The following is a 15939-nucleotide window of genomic DNA, read 5'->3' on the forward strand; positions in this document are numbered from 1 at the left end:
ACGGCGAAGCCGCCCGGCGCTTCTACTTTTCCAGCGTGAACTGGTCGACGTCGGTGTAGCCCTGGCGGAACAGCTTCGCGCAACCGGTCAGGTACTTCATGTAGCGGTCGTAGACCTCTTGCGACTGGATGGCGATGGCCTCCTCGCGATTCGCCTCGAGGGCGGCCGCCCACATGTCCAGCGTGCGCGCGTAGTGCAGCTGCAGCGAGTGCACCCGGGTCAGCTCGAAGCCGGCCGTGACGGCGTACTCGCCGACGGTCTGCGGGGTGGGAAGCCAGCCCCCCGGGAAGATCTCGGTGAGGATGAACTGGGAGAAGTGCACGATCTCGTGGGTCAGCGTCATGCCCCGCGCCCTGGCCTCCTTGAAGGACGGGCGAACGATGGTGTGCAGCAACATGATCCCGTCGGACGGCAGCGCCTGGTAGGCCATCTTGAAGAAGCGGCCGTAGCGCTGGCGGCCGAAGTGCTCGAAGGCGCCGATCGAGACGATGCGGTCGACGGGCTCGTGGAACTTCTCCCACCCCTCCAACAGCACGCGCCGGGTGCGGGGGGTGTCCATCTCGTCGAACGCCCTCTGCACATGCTCGGCCTGGTTCTCCGACAACGTCAGGCCCACGACGTTGACGTCGTACTTCTCGATGGCCCGGCGCATGGTCGCGCCCCAGCCGCAGCCGATGTCCAGCAGCGTCATGCCCGGTTCCAGCTTCAGCTTCCCCAGCGCCAGGTCGATCTTGGCGAGCTGCGCCTCCTCGAGGGTCATGTCGTCGCGCTCGAAGTAGGCACAGCTGTACGTCTGGGTGGGGTCCAGGAACAGCCGGAAGAAATCATCGGACAAGTCGTAGTGGGCTTGCACGTTTCCAAAATGCGGCGTGAGCTGCACAGACATGTCGAGAAGAGCCTTTCGTTACGCGGAGACAAAGACGCCCGGCCAGCACGGCGCATGGGCGTCGCCCCCGATGCACCCCCTGCATGTTAGTCGCTCCGGGGGATGCACGTCGTTCTCACTAGCGGGTCATAGCGTCACACGAGACGGGATGAATTCACAAAATGAGCCCCGTCACTCGGCAGCACCGGGCCCCTACCGCGGGGACCGATCCTGCTGCCCGCGGGGCGGAACGATCGGCGACGGGTGGGGCTCTTCGCGGAACTTCTCCAGCGACCCGCCGACCTCGACGATGCCCTTCAACGCGTTCCAGCTCAGCATCGTCAGGTAGTCGATCAACTCATCGCGGCTCATGCGCGGGAAAGACATCCAGGAGTGCGTGGCCAGCTGCACGCCGCCGACGATGAGGTAGGCCCACGGCTCCGCCCCGCCGGTGTCCATCCCCGCCTGTTGCATGCGGCGGCGCATGAGCACCGCGAGCATGCGGGCGATGATCCGCTCGGAGTCGGCGATCACCTTGCTCTTGCTGGCCGAGCTGTTCGACATCACGAAGCGGTAGGGCTCGGGTTCGTTCGCGACCGTTTCGACGTACACCCGGATGACCTCGCGGGTCAGGTCGAAGCCGTCCAGATTGGACGTCAGCGCGGCGGCCAGGTTGGGGATCAGGGTGGTTTGGGTGAACCGCATCATCACGGCGGTCGTCAGGTCGTTCTTGTCGACGAAGTAGCGATACAGCACCGTCTTGGAGACGCCGATATCCGCGGCGATGTCATCCATGCTCAACGTGCCGCCGTGCCGCCGGATCGCGTCGATCGTGCCGTCTACCAACTCGTTGCGGCGCTCCACCTTGTGTTGGTGCCAGCGCCGCTTGCGACCATCCGTCTTGGCCGCTACCGCCAACGTTCGCTCTGCCACTGTCGCCGATATCCCATTCACTAGACGCCCTCGATACTACGGCGTGCGGGCCTGTTTCGAACGGTGACCGCGCGCCCGTGCGGGCTTGTGAACAGTGCGGTCACACCAAACGCCCGCGACGATGAATGATGGAGTGGTGGTACACAGAGCCTCGCCCCGAGGCGAAGCGCCGGGCCCCCGCACGACGGGCCCGGCATCGACGACTCCGGTGAGTGAAACCGGGCGCCCGCACCCGTCGCTCGCCGAATCCTTCGCCGGCGCCGACCCGCAGGCCGACGCCGAGCGCCGGGTGGCGCTGCGCCGCATGAAGGCGGTGGCGCTGAGCTTTCTGATCGGCGCCACCGGCCTGTTCCTCGGCTGCCGCTGGGCCCAGGCCCACGCCCACCTGGGCGCCTGGGTGGGTTACGTCGGCGCCGCCGCCGAGGCCGGGATGGTGGGCGCTCTGGCCGACTGGTTCGCGGTGACGGCGTTGTTCAGGCATCCGCTGGGCATCCCCATCCCGCACACGGCGATCATCAAGCGCAAGAAGGATCAGCTCGGCGAGGGGCTTGGCACCTTCGTGCGGGAGAACTTCCTGTCGCCCGCGGTGGTGGAGACCAAGCTGCGGGACGCCCAGGTACCCGGACGGCTGGGCAAGTGGCTGTCGGAGACCTCGCACGCCGAGCGCGTGGCGAGCGAGACGGCGACGGTGCTGCGGGTGCTGGTCGAGCTGCTGCGCGACGAGGACGTCCAGCAGGTGATCGACCGGATGATCGTGCGCCGCATCGCCGAGCCGCAATGGGGGCCGCCGGTCGGGCGGGTCCTGGCGACGCTGCTGGCCGAAAACCGGCAGGAAGCGCTGATTCAACTGCTGGCCGACCGGGCCTTCCAGTGGTCGCTGAACGCCGGCGAGGTGATCCAGCGGGTGGTCGAGCGGGACTCGCCGACGTGGTCGCCCCGCTTCGTCGACCATCTGGTGGGCGACCGCATCCACCGCGAGTTGATGGATTTCACCGACAAGGTGCGCCGCAATCCCGACCACGAGCTGCGCCGGTCGGCGACCCGGTTCCTGTTCGAGTTCGCCGACGACCTGCAGCACGACGCGGACACCATCGCGCGCGCCGATGCCATCAAAGAGCAGCTGATGGCGCGCGACGAAATCGCCAACGCCGCGGCGACGGCCTGGAAGACGCTGAAACGGCTGGTGCTCGAGGGCGTCGACGACCCGTCGAGCACGCTGCGCACCCGGATCGCCGACACGGTGGTCCGCATCGGGGAGTCGCTGCGCGACGACGCCGAGCTGCGCGACAAGGTCGACAACTGGATCGTGCGGGCGGCCCAGCACCTGGTGTCGCAGTACGGGGTGGAGATCACGGCGATCATCACCGACACCATCGAGCGCTGGGACGCCGAGGAGGCCAGCCGCCGCATCGAGCTGCACGTCGGCCGTGACCTGCAGTTCATCCGGATCAACGGGACCGTGGTGGGCTCGCTGGCCGGCCTGGTGATCTACGCCGTCGCGCAAGTACTTTTCTAGTAGTGCTAACAAGTGCTTGCAATAGCAAGCACTTGTAGTAGTCTGATGGCCGTCACCATCGACCATCCGACCCTGGAGCACGCCATGGCACCCGAGGAGAAGCTCTCCGCGAAGGTGTCCAATGCCGCCTCCGACATGGCCTCGGACATCGGCAGCTTCATCCGCAGCCAGCGCGAACTGGCGCAGGTCTCGGTGCGCCAGCTCGCCGAAAAGTCCGGGGTCAGCAACCCGTATCTGAGCCAGGTGGAGCGCGGACTGCGCAAGCCGTCCGCCGACGTGCTCAACCAAATCGCGAAGGCCTTGCGGGTGTCCGCCGAGGTTCTCTACGTGCGGGCCGGGATTTTGGAGCCCAGCGACAAGAGCCAAGTGCGCGACGCCATCATCACCGACACCGCGATCACCGAGCGCCAAAAGCAGGTGCTGCTCGACATCTACACATCGTTCACTCAGCAAAACGAAATAAGTGAACCGAGCGACGAGGGGTGTTCCACCGAATCCACCGGCGGCGAGTGAGCTCGCCCCGTTGGCCGGTGGAGGGACGCTCCCCTCGCGTGCACAACACACACCCAAGAACGCCGTAACGAAAGGAATCACCATGGCGGACAACACCAACATCGAAGATCTGCGGGCTCCGCTGCTCGCGGCCCTCGGAGCGGCCGACCTGGCCCTGGCGACGGTCAACGAGCTGATCGCCAACCTGCGTGATCGCGCCGAAGAGACCCGCGCCGACACCCGGACCCGGGTGGAGGAGAGCCGCGCTCGCCTGACCAAGTTGCAGGAAGACCTGCCCGACCAGCTGGGCGAGCTGCGTGAGCGTTTCACCAGCGACGAGCTCCGCAAGGCGGCCGAGGGCTACCTGGACGCCGCGACCAACCGCTACAACGAGCTGGTCGAGCGGGGCGAGGCCGCGCTGCAGCGGCTGCGCAGCCAGACGGGCCTGGACGACGCCTCCGCGCGCGCCGAGGGCTACGTGGACCAGGCCGTCGAGCTGACCCAGGAAGCGCTGGGCACCGTCGCATCGCAGACCCGCGCGGTCGGCGAGCGTGCGGCCAAGCTGGTCGGCATCGAGCTGCCCAAGAAGTCCGACGAGACGGCCAAGAAGGCGCAGAAGGCCTTGGACAAGGCGCCGGCCAAGAAGGCGCCCGCCAAGAAGGCTCCGGCCAAGAAGGCTCCGGCCAAGAAGGCGTCCGCCAAGAAGGTCACCCAGAAGTAAGTCCGACGGTCGACTCGGAGTTGTCCTTCGGGCAACTCTGAGTCGACGTTTCCGACGGCGCCCGCATACGCTTAACGCGTGAGCCACCTCGTGGGAACCGTCATGTTGGTCTTGCAGATCGCCGTCTTGGTCACGGCGGTGTACGCGTTCGTGCATGCCGCGCTGCAGCGGCCCGACGCGTACACGGCCGCGGAGAAGCTGACCAAGCCGGTGTGGCTGGTAATCCTCGGACTGGCTGTCGCGCTGACATCCATCCTGAGTTTTGTTTTCGGGGTACTCGGGATGGCGATCGCCGCGTGCGCGGCCGGCGTCTATCTCGTCGACGTGCGGCCGAAACTTCTGGAAATTCAAGGTAAGTCGCGCTAGCCGGTGAAGCTGCTGCTGACGGCGCCGGCCGCGGTGCTTGTCGCGCTGTGGGGCCCGGCGGGCACCGCGGCGGCCAGTCCGGTCACGGCGTCCCCGCCGTTCATCGACCACACCGAGTGGGGGCAGTGGCACGGCCTGAGCAGCCTGCGGGTCTTCCCGACGCCCTCGGGGCGGGCGGCCGCCGCCGGGCAGCCCGGAGACGCGGCGCTGGCCGACGAGGCGTGGGGTGAGGTGTTGACGCTGTCGCCGGACGCGGACACCCCGGGGATGCGCGCGCAATTCATCTGTCACTGGCAGTTCGCCGAGGTGGCCCAGCCCGGCAAGACCAGCTGGAACCTGGAGCCGTGGCGCCCGGTCGTCGACGACGCCGAGATGGTCGCGTCGGGATGCAATCCCGGCGGCCCCGAGGAAAGGTTCTAGTGGCGAGCAAACCCACCCGGGCGCAACTGGCGGCGATGGTCGACCACACCCTGCTCAAGCCGGAGGCCACCGAGGCGGACGTGACCGCGCTCGTCACCGAGGCCGCCGAATTGGGCGTCTACGCGGTGTGCGTGTCGCCGTCGATGGTTCCGGTCGCCGTGCGCACCGGGGGCGTCCGGGTGGCGAGCGTCGCGGGTTTCCCGTCCGGCAAGCACGTCTCGTCGGTCAAGGCGCACGAGGCCGAACGGGCGGTGGCGTCCGGCGCCGCCGAGGTGGACATGGTCATCGACATCGGCGCCGCGCTGGCCGGCGACATCGACGCGGTGCGGGCCGACATCGCGGCCGTGCGGGCCGCGATGAACGCCGTCGACGCCGGGTCCGTGCTGAAGGTGATCGTCGAGTCGGCGGTGCTGTTCTCGGGGACGGACGACAGCACGCTGGTCCGGGTGTGCCGCGCCGCCGAGGACGCCGGCGCCGACTTCGTCAAGACCTCGACCGGGTTCCACCCCGCGGGCGGCGCCTCGGTGCGTGCGGTCACCGTGATGAGCCAGACCGTCGGCGGCCGGTTGGGCGTCAAGGCCAGCGGCGGCATCCGCGCCGTCGCCGACGCGCTCGCGATGCTGGACGCCGGCGCCACCCGGCTCGGCCTGTCGGGCACCCGAGCGGTGCTCGACGGGCTGGACTGAATTGTCCGGCGCCTCCTCGCGCCGTGCCGGCGCGCATCGTTACCGGACGGCTAGCCGTCAGAGGTTGGCGAAGCAGGGGTCGTTGTTGTTGCCCGTCGGGATGCTCGCGTTCCTCGTCGAGAAGTGGCTGGTCACACCGTCGTTGGTGACCTGCACACTGTCGGCGTGGATGCCCAGCGGGTAGTTCTTGGTGAACTGCGCGGTGAAGTCGTCCAGCGTCGACTGCACCGACTCCTTGGGCATCGTGAAGCCGAGCGCGTTGAAGCTGACGATCTGCAACTGCAGGCCCGTGCCCGACACCACCGGCTTGGTGGTCAGGTTGTCCAACATGCCCTTGAGCTCGATGGTCCCGTCGGCGGGGTGGGTGGTCACGGTGTTGGTGACGAACGGCCCCAGCACCGGGATCGCGTTCTGGACCGATTCCTTGATCCCGTCGGACGTCCAGGTGATGGTCGCATCGAGGGATCCGATGGTGCCCTTGGAGTCCTGCGTGTCCTTCAGCTGCACGTCCCTGATGTTCAGGTCCAGCTTCATGCCCTTGGCGTCGCGGATCTGATTACCGGCGGTCTGCACCGAGATGTTGGTGTAGTGCTTGGTGAGCTGCTGCCACAGCATCAACGGCGCCACCCCGAACGACGCGGTGGCCTGGTCCTTGACCTCGCAGGCCACCGCCTCGGCGACCTTGCTGTTCGCGACGTGGCGGACGTACAGCTCCGCCCCGACCAGGCCGGCGATCACCAGGCAGACCACGATGATGCAGACGAGCACCACTGAGAGCGGGTCACGCAGGAAGCGACGTTTCTTCTTGCCCTGCGCCGGCTCCTCGCCCGGGGTGGGCAGCTTCTCCGTCGGCCCCGCGGGCGGGGTGGGCGGAGGCGGCGGCGCGTAGTCGGGCCGCTGCATGTTCGGCGGCGGCGTGGCGATCCGTTCGGTCTGACCCGGCGGCGGACCGGCGGCCGGCGGCGGCGGCGCGGGCGCCGGACCACCGGTGTTGATCCGTTCGGTCGGCCGCTCCGTGGGGGGCTGGCCGAACGGGCCTTGGTTGCCGGGACGGCCCCACGTCGAAGGGTCCTGGTTCGGTGGTCCTTGTGGGTTCGTCACCCGACTGATTCTGCCCTATCCAGCTGAGCGAAATCTGAGTGGTTGCGCAGCACCGCGATGCTCTCGCGGGCCTTGGCGACCCGGTCGACGTCGATGTCGGCCACCACCAGCTGCGGCCCGGACCCGGCCGACGCGACGACTTCGCCGAACGGGGAGGCCACCAGGCTGCCGCCCGCGCCGGTGGGCGCGCCCGACCCGCCCAGCGCGGCGCCCGGGTCGGCCTGGCCGGCCGCGGCGACGTAACTCATCGAGTCGAGGGCGCGCGCCCGCGCCAGGAGCGTCCACTGGTCGAGCTTGCCGGGCCCGGCGCCCCACGACGCACTCACGGCGATCAGCTGGGCGCCGCGGCGGGCCAGCTCGGTGTACAGCGCCGGGAAGCGGATGTCGTAGCAGACGGTCAACCCGACGCGGACGCCGGCGACCGTGATCACCACCGGCTCGCGGCCGGGCGCCACGGTGCGCGACTCGGTGAAGCCGAAGGCGTCGTAGAGGTGGATCTTGTCGTAGTGCGCGTCCGGGTCGTTGGGGCTGCCCGGACCGGCGGCGATCAGCGTGTTCTTCACCCGGCCATCCCCGGACGGGGTGAACATGCCGGCGATCACCGTGATCCCGCAATCGGTCGCGATCCGCCGCACCTCGCCGGCCCATGGGCCGTCGACCGGCTCGGCGACGGGCGCCAGCGGAACGCCGAACCGGCACATGGTCGCCTCGGGGAACACCACCAGCTTCGCGCCCGCGTCGGCCGCCTGCGCGCTGTACTCGCGGACCAGCCCTAGGTTGGCGGCCGGATCGGTCCCGCTGAGGATTTGGGCCAACGCGATTCGCATGGGCGCCAGCTTAGGCTCGGCGCCCTCACACCGTTTTGGCGATCCACTCCGTGGTGAACCGCTGCTCCGCCGCCACCAGCTCAGCCAACTGGGTGCCGATGATGTTCTCCAACTTGCCGCCGATGATCGGAACGCGCACCTGGACGGTGGCCCGGAACGTCAGCCGGGCGCCGCCCGTCTCCAGGATCGGCAGCAGCGTCGCGGTGCCGGTCAGGTTGACCGGGGCGTCCAGGATCGAGCCGAGGACGGTGCCCTGCGCGGTGCCGTCGGCGACCGGGCCCCACACTTCCTCGCGCCGGATCCGCAGATCCCCGCTGTGCAGCTGGGTGACCATCCCGGGCAGCTTGTGGCTGTGGATGACCTGGACCGTGACGACCTCGACGGTGTCGTCGTCCCCGGTTTCGCCGCCGACCCGCATCGATTCCAGCGTGGCGACGTCGACACCGGATCCGGCCAGCCGTGCCCGCCAATAACTCTCGTCGGTGAAGGCCCGATGAACCTCTTCAACGCTGCCGTCGTAGTCGGCCGACAAGTCGAATGAACGCGGCATAGCAGGTGAGGCTACCGTTACGGGCCATGAAATCCAGCGACGCCGGTCCGACGTTCGCCGGCGCGCGGGTCGCCGAAGCGGTGTCGCTCGCGCCGCTGACGACGTTGCGGGTCGGGCCGGTGGCGCGCCGCCTGATCACCTGCACCAGCACCGAGCAGGTGGTCGCCGTGCTGCGCGAGCTGGACGCCGAAAGCGGTGGGGGAGAACGTTCCCCGGTGTTGGTGTTCGCCGGCGGCTCCAACCTGGTGATCGCCGACACCCTCACCGACCTGACCGCGGTGCGGTTGGCCAACAGCGGCATCACGGTCGACGGCGCCCTGGTACGCGCGGAGGCGGGCGCGGTGTGGGACGACGTCGTGGTCGCCGCCATCGAGCGCGGTCTGGGTGGGCTGGAATGCCTCTCCGGCATCCCCGGTTCGGCCGGGGCCACCCCGGTGCAAAACGTCGGGGCCTACGGTGCCGAAGTCTCCGACACCATCACCCGGGTCAGGATCTTCGACCGCGCCAGTGGGGAGGTGCGCTGGGTGCCGGGCGGCGAGCTCGGCTTCGGGTACCGCACCAGCGTGCTGAAGCAGGCCGGCCCCGAAACCCCTTGGGTGGTATTGGAAGTCGAGTTCGCGCTGGACGCCTCCGGCCGCAGCGCGCCGCTGCGCTATGGCGAGCTGGCGGACGCCTTGGGGGCCGGCGGCGGCGAGCGGGCCGACCCGCGCGCGGTCCGCCGGGCGGTTCTCACGCTGCGGGGCCGCAAAGGGATGGTGCTCGACCCGGACGACCACGACACCTGGAGCGTGGGTTCGTTCTTCACCAACCCGGTGGTCGCGCCCGAGGTGTACGACCGGCTGGCCGGCGGTGTCGACGGGCCGGTTCCGCACTACCCGGCCCCCGACGGCGTCAAGCTGGCCGCCGGCTGGCTAGTGGAGCGGGCCGGCTTCGCCAAGGGTTATCCGGACGATCCGGCGGCCCGGTGCCGGCTGTCCACCAAGCACGCGCTGGCGTTGACCAACCGCGGCGGCGCCACCACCGAAGAGGTGATCGCGCTGGCCCGCGTCATCCGCGACGGGGTTCGTGATGTGTTTGGTGTCACATTGAAACCCGAGCCGGTCCTGCTCGGCTGCAGGCTGTAGCTCCGAATCCCTCGACGCCCGAATTGTCGCGGCGGGGTCGGTGGATTTTGCCCGGTATCTTTGACTTTCGTGAGCACGTCGCGTAACCCGCAGCCGATCAACCGGCGCGCGGCTTTGGCGACCCTCGGACTGGGGGTGTTCGCCCCCAGCGTCTTGGCCGCGTGTGGCGGGCCGTCGGCCAAGCAGGCCGAGAAGAAGGAGCAGCCCGCGGCGAAGCTGAAGTTCCAGCCGGCCGACGCGACCGAGAACGTGGTGCCGATCGCGCCGGTCAGCGTCGAGATCAGCGACGGCTGGTTCCAGCACGTGGCGCTGACGAACTCCGCGGGCAAGGCCGTGGCGGGCAAGTTCAACTCCGACCGCACCGTCTACAGCACCACCGAGCCGCTGGGCTACGACGCGACCTACACGTGGAGCGGCTCGGCCGTCGGGCACGACGGCAAGGCGATCCCGGTGACGGGCAAGTTCACCACGGTCGCTCCCACCAAGAAGATCGGTGGGGCGTTCCAGCTGGCCGACGGCCAGACCGTCGGGGTCGCGGCGCCGATCATCATCCAGTTCGACGCGCCGATCACCGATAAGGCCGCCGTCGAGAAGGCGTTGACCGTCACCACGAACCCGCCCGTCGAGGGCAGCTGGGCCTGGCTGCCCGACGAGGCGCAGGGCGCCCGGGTGCACTACCGCACCCGCGAGTACTACCCGGCGGGCACCACCGTCAACGTCGACGCCAAGTTGTACGGGCTGCCGTTCGGCGACAGCGCCTACGGCGCCGAGGACATCTCGCTGAACATCCAGATCGGCCGCCGGCAGGTGGTCAAGGCCGAGGTCTCGTCGCACCGCATCCAGGTGGTCCGCGACGAGGGCGTCATCATGGACTTCCCGTGCAGCTACGGCGAGGCCGACAAGGCGCGCAACGTCACCCGCAACGGCATCCACGTCGTCACCGAGAAGTACGCCGACTTCTACATGTCCAACCCCGCGGCCGGCTACAGCCACGTGCACGAGCGCTGGGCCGTCCGGATCTCCAACAACGGCGAGTTCATCCACGCCAACCCGGCGAGCGCCGGCGCGCAGGGCAACACCAACGTCACCAACGGCTGCATCAACCTGTCGACGGGGGACGCCGAGCAGTACTTCCAGTCGGCGATGTACGGCGACCCGGTGGAGGTGACGGGCAGCACGATCCAGCTGTCCTACTCCGACGGCGACATCTGGGACTGGGCCGTGGACTGGGACACCTGGGTCGCCATGTCGGCGCTGCCGCCACCCACCGCGCACCCGCCGTCCACGCAGATTCCGGTGACCGCGCCGGTGACGCCGTCGACCGCCCCGAGCCTGTCCGGCACGCCGACGACGACCACCACCACGTCGTCTAGCCCGGCGACTGGCCCCGGCGGTTAAAGCGGGTGGCCGACGCCTGGTCGCGCGGCTTCATGACGATCAGGTCGAGGTCGACGTGCGGCGGCCGCGAGGCCACGAAACCGATCACCTCGGCGACATCGGCGGCCACCAGCGGCGTGAGGCCGGTGTAGACGGCGTCGGCGCGTTGCTGATCACCGTCGAAGCGGACCAGGGAAAACTCCGTCTCGACCGCGCCCGGCGCGATCTCGGTCAGCCGCACCGGCTTGCCCAGCAGCTCGCCGCGCAGCGTGCGGTGCAGCGCCCCCTGTGCGTGTTTGGCCGCCGTGTACCCCGCGCCGCCGTCGTAAACGTCAAGTGCGGCAACCGAAGTCACGGTGACGATCAGCCCGTCGCCGGAGGCGATGAGCTTGGGCAGCAGCGCGCGGGTGACCCGCAGCGTGCCCATCACGTTGGTCTCCCACATCCACCGCCAGTGCTCGAGGTCGGCTTCGGCGACCGGCGCCAGGCCGCGGGCGCCGCCTGCGTTGTTGACCAACACGTCGACGCGGCTCAGCTCCTCGGCGAGCGCGGCGACAGCCGCGTCGTCTGTGACATCGGCCACAATGGCGGTTCCGCCGATCTCCCGTGCCAGGGCGTTGATGCGGTCGGCCCGCCGCGCGACCGCGACCACGTGAAAGCCCTGCGCAGCAAGGGTCTGGGCCGTCGCCTCGCCGATTCCGGAGCTGGCCCCCGTGACGACGGCGACGCGTTCATTCCTGACATTTCCAGCCATCGAAACAACCTTAGTGAACGTGCTAAATTTTGGACGTGCACCTCAGCGCCCTGTCCAGCACCACCACCGCGTGTCTTTGCGCGGCGGGTGCGTGTTGTTGTCGCGCACTTTGCCGCTCCTGACTTTCAGGTGTGGCCAGTGACGGCCAACAAGGACTCGGACAAAGGACGCTCGTGCGCTCGAATACCCTCACCCAGACTCATCATTCGCCCACCCGGGCCACCTACCGCGGCCATCGGTCGGCACGCCGTCAGATCGTGCCGCCGGCCCTGCACATCGCCGACTCGGCGGCGGCATCGGTTTTCCGGGCCGTTCGCTTGCGCGGCCCCGTCGGCCGTGACGTCATCGCCGGCGTCACCTCGCTGAGCATCGCGACGGTCAACCGCCAGGTCATCGCCCTGCTCGAGGCCGGTTTGCTGCGGGAACGCGCCGACCTGGCCGTCTCCGGCGCGATCGGTCGCCCCCGCGTGCCGGTCGAGGTCAACCACGAACCGTTCGTGACGCTGGGCATCCACATCGGGGCCCGCACCACCAGCATCGTGGCCACCGACCTGTTCGGCCGCACGCTCGACACCGTCGAGACGCCGACACCGCTCAGCCCCGCCGGGCCCGCCCTGGCGACGCTGGCCGAGAGCGCGGCCCGCTACCTGCAGCGCTGGCATCGGCGGCGCCCGCTGTGGGTCGGCGTCGCGATCGGTGGCACCGTCGACAGCGCGACCGGTCACGTCGACCACCCGCGGCTCGGGTGGCGGCAGGCGCCGGTCGGCCCCGTGCTGGCCGACGCGCTGGGGCTGCCCGTCTCGGTGGCTTCACACGTCGACGCCATGGCGGGGGCCGAGCTGCTGCTCGGCATGCGGCGATTCCTGCCCAGCTCGCCCACCATCCTGTACGTGTACGCCCGCGAGACCGTGGGCTACGCGCTGGTGATCGGCGGGCGCGTGCACTGCCCGACCAGCGGCCCGGGCACCATCGCCGCCCTGCCCGCCCACTCCGAGCTGCTCGGCGGCACCGGCCAGCTGGAATCCACGGTCAGCGACGAGGCGGTGCTGGCCGCCGCCCGCCGGCTGCGGATCCTGCCGTTCGCGCCCGCGGGCCGCCCGAACGCGTCGACCGCCGGCATCAACGACCTGCTGCGCCTGGCCCGCGGTGGCAACGAGCATGCGAAAGAGCTGCTGAGCGAGCGGGGCCGGGTCCTCGGGCAGGCGGTGGCGTTGCTGCGCGACATGCTCAACCCCGACGAGCTGGTGGTCGGTGGCCAGGCCTTCACCGAATTCCCGGAGGGCATGGAGAACGTCGAGGCGGCGTTCGCCGAGCACTCGGTGTTGCCGCCACGCGACATCCGCGTCACCGTCTTCGGGAACCGGGTGCAGGAGGCCGGCGCGGGGACGGTGTCGCTGGGCGGGCTGTACGCCGACCCGCTCGGTGCGATGCGCCGCGCGGGGGCGCTGGGCCCCCGGCTGCGCGGCGTGGCTGCCGACGAGTCTTCCGCTTAACGCGAAGCCGTGTCCTGGGCGTTGGGCTCGCGGGTCGGACGTCCTGTAAAGATGAAAGAGTGCGGCACGACGACGTCTTCCGGCTGAAACCGCGCCGCGTCGCAGTGTTGGCGGTGCACACCTCACCGCTGGCGCAGCCGGGCACCGGCGACGCCGGGGGCATGAACGTCTACGTGTTGCAGACCGCGCTGCACCTGGCTCGCCGCGGCATCGAGGTGGAGATCTTCACCCGGGCCACCGCGTCGGCCGACCCGCCGGTCGCGCGGGTGGCGCCCGGCGTGCTGGTGCGCAACGTGGTGGCGGGGCCGTTCGAGGGCCTGGACAAATACGACCTGCCCACCCAGCTGTGCGCGTTCGCCGCCGGGGTGCTGCGCGCCGAAGCCTCGCACGAGCCGGGCTACTACGACATCGTGCATTCCCATTACTGGCTGTCCGGACAGGTCGGCTGGTTGGCCCGCGACCGCTGGGCGGTGCCGCTGGTGCACACCGCGCACACGCTGGCCGCGGTCAAGAACGCGGCGCTGGCCGCGGGTGACGCGCCCGAGCCGCCGTTGCGCACGGTCGGCGAGCAGCAGGTGGTCGACGAGGCGGACCGGCTGATCGTCAACACCGATGACGAAGCCAGGCAATTGATTTCGATTCACCGCGCCGACCCGGCCCGCATCGACGTGGTCCACCCCGGCGTGGATCTCGAGGTCTTCCGCCCGGGCGATCGCCGGGCGGCCCGCGCCGCGCTGGGGTTGCCGCTCGACGAGGACGTGGTGGCGTTCGTCGGGCGCATCCAGCCGCTGAAGGCGCCCGACATCGTGCTGCGCGCCGCCGCGAAATTGCCGGGGGTGCGCATCGTGGTGGCCGGCGGGCCGTCGGGCAGCGGCCTGGCCGCGCCGGACGGGCTGCGGCGGCTCGCCGACGAACTCGGCATCGCCGCGCGGGTGACCTTCCTGCCCCCGCAGTCCCGCCCGGACCTGGCCACGCTGTTCCAGGCCGCCAGCCTGGTCGCGGTGCCGAGCTATTCGGAGTCGTTCGGACTGGTCGCCGTCGAGGCCCAGGCGTGTGGCACCCCCGTGGTGGCCGCCGCGGTGGGCGGCCTGCCGGTGGCCGTGCGGGACGGGATCACCGGCATGCTGGTGGCCGGCCACGACGTCGATCGGTGGGCGGACGCGCTGGAGAAGATGCTGCGCTTGCCGGCGCCGCAGGCCGAGGCGATGAGCCGGGCCGCCGCCGCGCACGCGGCGACCTTCTCCTGGGAGAACACCACCGACGCGCTGCTGACCAGCTATCGCCGCGCGATCAGCGAGTACACCGCCGAGCGCCGCGGGGTCGGCGCGTGAGCGCCACTGTCGAGCGCGTGATCGAGGACGCGTTGCGGGCCAGTGGCCTCGTCTACTCGAAACACGATGGCGCGCACGGCGGCCTGTCGGGGCTGGTGGTGGAGTTGCCCGGCGAGCGCAAGCTCAAGACCAACACCATCCTGAGCGTCGGCGAGCACTCGGTGCGCGTCGAGGCGTTCGTGTGCCGCAAGCCCGACGAGAACCACGAGGGGGTCTACCGCTTCCTGCTCAAGCGGAACCGCCGCCTCTACGGCGTGGCGTACACCCTGGACAACGTCGGCGACATCTATCTGGTCGGCCGCATGTCACTGGCGTCGGTGGACGCCGACGAGATCGACCGGGTGCTCGGACAGGTTCTCGAAGCCGTGGATGCGGACTTCAATACGTTGCTGGAGTTGGGATTTCGCTCGTCGATCCAGAAAGAGTGGGATTGGCGGGTGTCTCGCGGCGAGTCGCTGAAGAACCTGCAGGCGTTCGCTCATTTGATCGACGAAGACGACGAATAAGCTAGCCGGCATGTCAGATACCGGCACGTTGGTGCTGCTCCGCCACGGCGAGAGCGAATGGAACGCAAGCAACCAGTTCACCGGGTGGGTCGACGTGGACCTGACCGAGAAGGGCCGGGCCGAGGCGGTGCGCAGCGGCGAGCTGCTGGCCGAGCAGAACCTGTTGCCCGACGTCCTATACACCTCGCTGCTGTGCCGCGCGATCACCACCGCGCACCTGGCGCTGGACGCCGCCGACCGGTTGTGGATCCCGGTGCGGCGCAGCTGGCGGCTCAACGAGCGGCACTACGGGGCGCTGCAGGGCCTGAACAAGGCGGAGACCAAGGACCGCTACGGCGAGGAGCAGTTCATGATCTGGCGGCGCAGCTATGACACGCCGCCGCCGCCGATCGAGAAGGGCAGCCGGTTCAGCCAGGACGCCGACCCCCGCTACGCCGACATCGGCGGCGGCCCGCTGACCGAATGCCTGGCCGACGTGGTCGTGCGATTCCTGCCGTACTTCACCGACGTCATCGTCCCGGACCTGCGTTGCGGCAAGACGGTGCTGATCGTCGCGCACGGAAACTCGCTTCGCGCCCTGGTCAAGTACCTCGACCAGATGTCGGACGACGACGTCGTCGGGCTCAACATCCCGACCGGAATCCCGCTGCGCTACGACCTCGACGCCGACCTGCGGCCGGTCGTCCCGGGCGGCACCTACCTCGACCCGGAGGCGGCCGCGGCGGGTGCTGCGGCCGTTGCCAGCCAGGGGCGCCGGTAAAACGGGCCACCGGCCGAAAGCGAGTTTCAAAGGCCCGTTAGCCGAACATCGCGTAAACGGGAGTGGAACACCTGAAGCGGAAAGTGTGACTTGTCCGATTTTGGCCTCGTTCCGCTA

At 69.5% G+C, this 15939-nt stretch carries 18 protein-coding genes; 12 read left to right on the forward strand and 6 right to left on the reverse strand.

The window, feature by feature from the left end; genetic code table 11:
• Positions 1-22 precede the first annotated feature (22 nt).
• Together pcaA and A5681_RS24920 are read right to left on the reverse strand one after the other, a co-directional pair.
• The gene (gene pcaA, locus A5681_RS24915; protein ID WP_067282198.1) at positions 23-886 is read right to left on the reverse strand and encodes a cyclopropane mycolic acid synthase PcaA; all 864 of its coding nucleotides are present in this window, start codon (positions 884-886) and stop codon (positions 23-25) included.
• Between the two features lie 192 nt (positions 887-1078).
• Positions 1079-1798 carry a TetR/AcrR family transcriptional regulator gene (locus A5681_RS24920; RefSeq protein ID WP_067282200.1) on the reverse strand — a complete coding sequence of 240 codons (720 nt, stop codon included), beginning with the start codon at positions 1796-1798 and terminating at the stop codon, positions 1079-1081.
• 133 nt (positions 1799-1931) lie between these two features.
• Here A5681_RS24920 and A5681_RS24925 point away from each other — a divergent pair, with 133 nt between their 5' ends.
• The 6 genes from A5681_RS24925 (at position 1932) to deoC (ending at position 5999) form a co-directional block, all read left to right on the forward strand.
• Complete coding sequence (locus tag A5681_RS24925; RefSeq protein WP_156738149.1) at positions 1932-3314, forward strand: DUF445 domain-containing protein; 1383 nt, start codon at positions 1932-1934, stop codon at positions 3312-3314.
• An 84-nt stretch (positions 3315-3398) separates the two neighbouring features.
• A complete protein-coding gene (locus tag A5681_RS24930; protein ID WP_067282395.1) occupies positions 3399-3827 on the forward strand; it encodes a helix-turn-helix domain-containing protein in 429 nt (142 codons plus the stop codon).
• An 82-nt stretch (positions 3828-3909) separates the two neighbouring features.
• Entirely contained in the window at positions 3910-4527 is a 618-nt protein-coding gene (gene hbhA, locus A5681_RS24935; protein ID WP_067282204.1) for a heparin-binding hemagglutinin HbhA, read from the forward strand.
• Positions 4528-4605: 78 nt separating this feature from the next.
• Positions 4606-4893, forward strand: a complete 288-nt coding sequence (locus A5681_RS24940; protein WP_067282206.1) for a DUF2516 family protein — start codon at positions 4606-4608, stop codon at positions 4891-4893.
• Positions 4894-4896: 3 nt separating this feature from the next.
• The gene (locus A5681_RS24945) at positions 4897-5313 is read left to right on the forward strand and encodes a DUF2599 domain-containing protein (protein WP_067282208.1); all 417 of its coding nucleotides are present in this window, start codon (positions 4897-4899) and stop codon (positions 5311-5313) included.
• Entirely contained in the window at positions 5313-5999 is a 687-nt protein-coding gene (gene deoC, locus A5681_RS24950; protein ID WP_156738150.1) for a deoxyribose-phosphate aldolase, read from the forward strand. The genes A5681_RS24945 and deoC overlap by 1 nt, the downstream gene beginning before the upstream one ends.
• A 57-nt stretch (positions 6000-6056) precedes the next feature.
• On the opposite strand, the gene A5681_RS24955 is transcribed toward deoC, so the two are convergent.
• Genes A5681_RS24955 through A5681_RS24965 form a run of 3 tightly spaced genes read right to left on the reverse strand, consistent with a single transcriptional unit; the run spans position 6057 to position 8477 of the window.
• Positions 6057-7100 carry a DUF2993 domain-containing protein gene (locus A5681_RS24955; RefSeq protein ID WP_067282216.1) on the reverse strand — a complete coding sequence of 348 codons (1044 nt, stop codon included), beginning with the start codon at positions 7098-7100 and terminating at the stop codon, positions 6057-6059.
• Positions 7097-7927, reverse strand: a complete 831-nt coding sequence (locus A5681_RS24960; RefSeq protein WP_067282220.1) for a carbon-nitrogen hydrolase family protein — start codon at positions 7925-7927, stop codon at positions 7097-7099. The genes A5681_RS24955 and A5681_RS24960 overlap by 4 nt, the downstream gene beginning before the upstream one ends.
• A gap of 25 nt (positions 7928-7952) precedes the next feature.
• Complete coding sequence (locus A5681_RS24965) at positions 7953-8477, reverse strand: DUF2505 domain-containing protein (RefSeq protein WP_067282223.1); 525 nt, start codon at positions 8475-8477, stop codon at positions 7953-7955.
• 26 nt (positions 8478-8503) lie between these two features.
• On the opposite strand from A5681_RS24965, the gene A5681_RS24970 reads away from it, so the two are divergent.
• On the forward strand, positions 8504-9601 hold the full coding sequence (locus A5681_RS24970; protein WP_067282226.1) for a UDP-N-acetylmuramate dehydrogenase: 1098 nt from the start codon (positions 8504-8506) through the stop codon (positions 9599-9601).
• 60 nt (positions 9602-9661) lie between these two features.
• Positions 9662-10999, forward strand: a complete 1338-nt coding sequence (locus A5681_RS24975) for a L,D-transpeptidase (RefSeq protein ID WP_067282230.1) — start codon at positions 9662-9664, stop codon at positions 10997-10999.
• On the opposite strand, the gene A5681_RS24980 is transcribed toward A5681_RS24975, so the two are convergent.
• Positions 10971-11732, reverse strand: coding sequence for an SDR family NAD(P)-dependent oxidoreductase (locus A5681_RS24980; RefSeq protein WP_067282233.1), 762 nt, complete (start codon positions 11730-11732; stop codon positions 10971-10973). The two genes, A5681_RS24975 and A5681_RS24980, sit on opposite strands and share 29 nt — an antisense overlap.
• Before the next feature lie 254 nt (positions 11733-11986).
• Between A5681_RS24980 and A5681_RS24985 the strand changes: the two genes are divergently transcribed.
• From A5681_RS24985 to A5681_RS25000, 4 genes are read left to right on the forward strand one after another with little or no spacing between them, the layout of a single operon-like run.
• Positions 11987-13225 carry an ROK family transcriptional regulator gene (locus A5681_RS24985; protein ID WP_156738155.1) on the forward strand — a complete coding sequence of 413 codons (1239 nt, stop codon included), beginning with the start codon at positions 11987-11989 and terminating at the stop codon, positions 13223-13225.
• Between the two features lie 59 nt (positions 13226-13284).
• Positions 13285-14556: a D-inositol-3-phosphate glycosyltransferase gene (mshA, locus tag A5681_RS24990; protein WP_067282239.1), complete on the forward strand. Its 1272-nt coding sequence runs from the start codon at positions 13285-13287 to the stop codon at positions 14554-14556.
• Entirely contained in the window at positions 14553-15062 is a 510-nt protein-coding gene (locus tag A5681_RS24995; protein ID WP_067282242.1) for a YbjN domain-containing protein, read from the forward strand. The genes mshA and A5681_RS24995 overlap by 4 nt, the downstream gene beginning before the upstream one ends.
• Before the next feature lie 10 nt (positions 15063-15072).
• Positions 15073-15822: a phosphoglyceromutase gene (locus tag A5681_RS25000; protein WP_067282245.1), complete on the forward strand. Its 750-nt coding sequence runs from the start codon at positions 15073-15075 to the stop codon at positions 15820-15822.
• Positions 15823-15939 lie beyond the last annotated feature (117 nt).

It is taken from the genome of Mycobacterium scrofulaceum (assembly GCF_001667885.1).
GTDB lineage: Bacteria > Actinomycetota > Actinomycetes > Mycobacteriales > Mycobacteriaceae > Mycobacterium > Mycobacterium scrofulaceum_C.

What these genes read in the sequence shown, in the direction of transcription:
- pcaA (WP_067282198.1), bottom strand. Translation starts at nt 886, where the DNA reads ATGTCTGTGCAGCTCACGCCGCATTTTGGAAACGTGCAAGCCCACTAC.
- A5681_RS24930 (WP_067282395.1), top strand. Translation starts at nt 3,399, where the DNA reads ATGGCACCCGAGGAGAAGCTCTCCGCGAAGGTGTCCAATGCCGCCTCC.
- hbhA (WP_067282204.1), top strand. Translation starts at nt 3,910, where the DNA reads ATGGCGGACAACACCAACATCGAAGATCTGCGGGCTCCGCTGCTCGCG.
- A5681_RS24960 (WP_067282220.1), bottom strand. Translation starts at nt 7,927, where the DNA reads ATGCGAATCGCGTTGGCCCAAATCCTCAGCGGGACCGATCCGGCCGCC.
- A5681_RS24965 (WP_067282223.1), bottom strand. Translation starts at nt 8,477, where the DNA reads ATGCCGCGTTCATTCGACTTGTCGGCCGACTACGACGGCAGCGTTGAA.
- A5681_RS24970 (WP_067282226.1), top strand. Translation starts at nt 8,504, where the DNA reads ATGAAATCCAGCGACGCCGGTCCGACGTTCGCCGGCGCGCGGGTCGCC.
- A5681_RS24980 (WP_067282233.1), bottom strand. Translation starts at nt 11,732, where the DNA reads ATGGCTGGAAATGTCAGGAATGAACGCGTCGCCGTCGTCACGGGGGCC.
- A5681_RS25000 (WP_067282245.1), top strand. Translation starts at nt 15,073, where the DNA reads ATGTCAGATACCGGCACGTTGGTGCTGCTCCGCCACGGCGAGAGCGAA.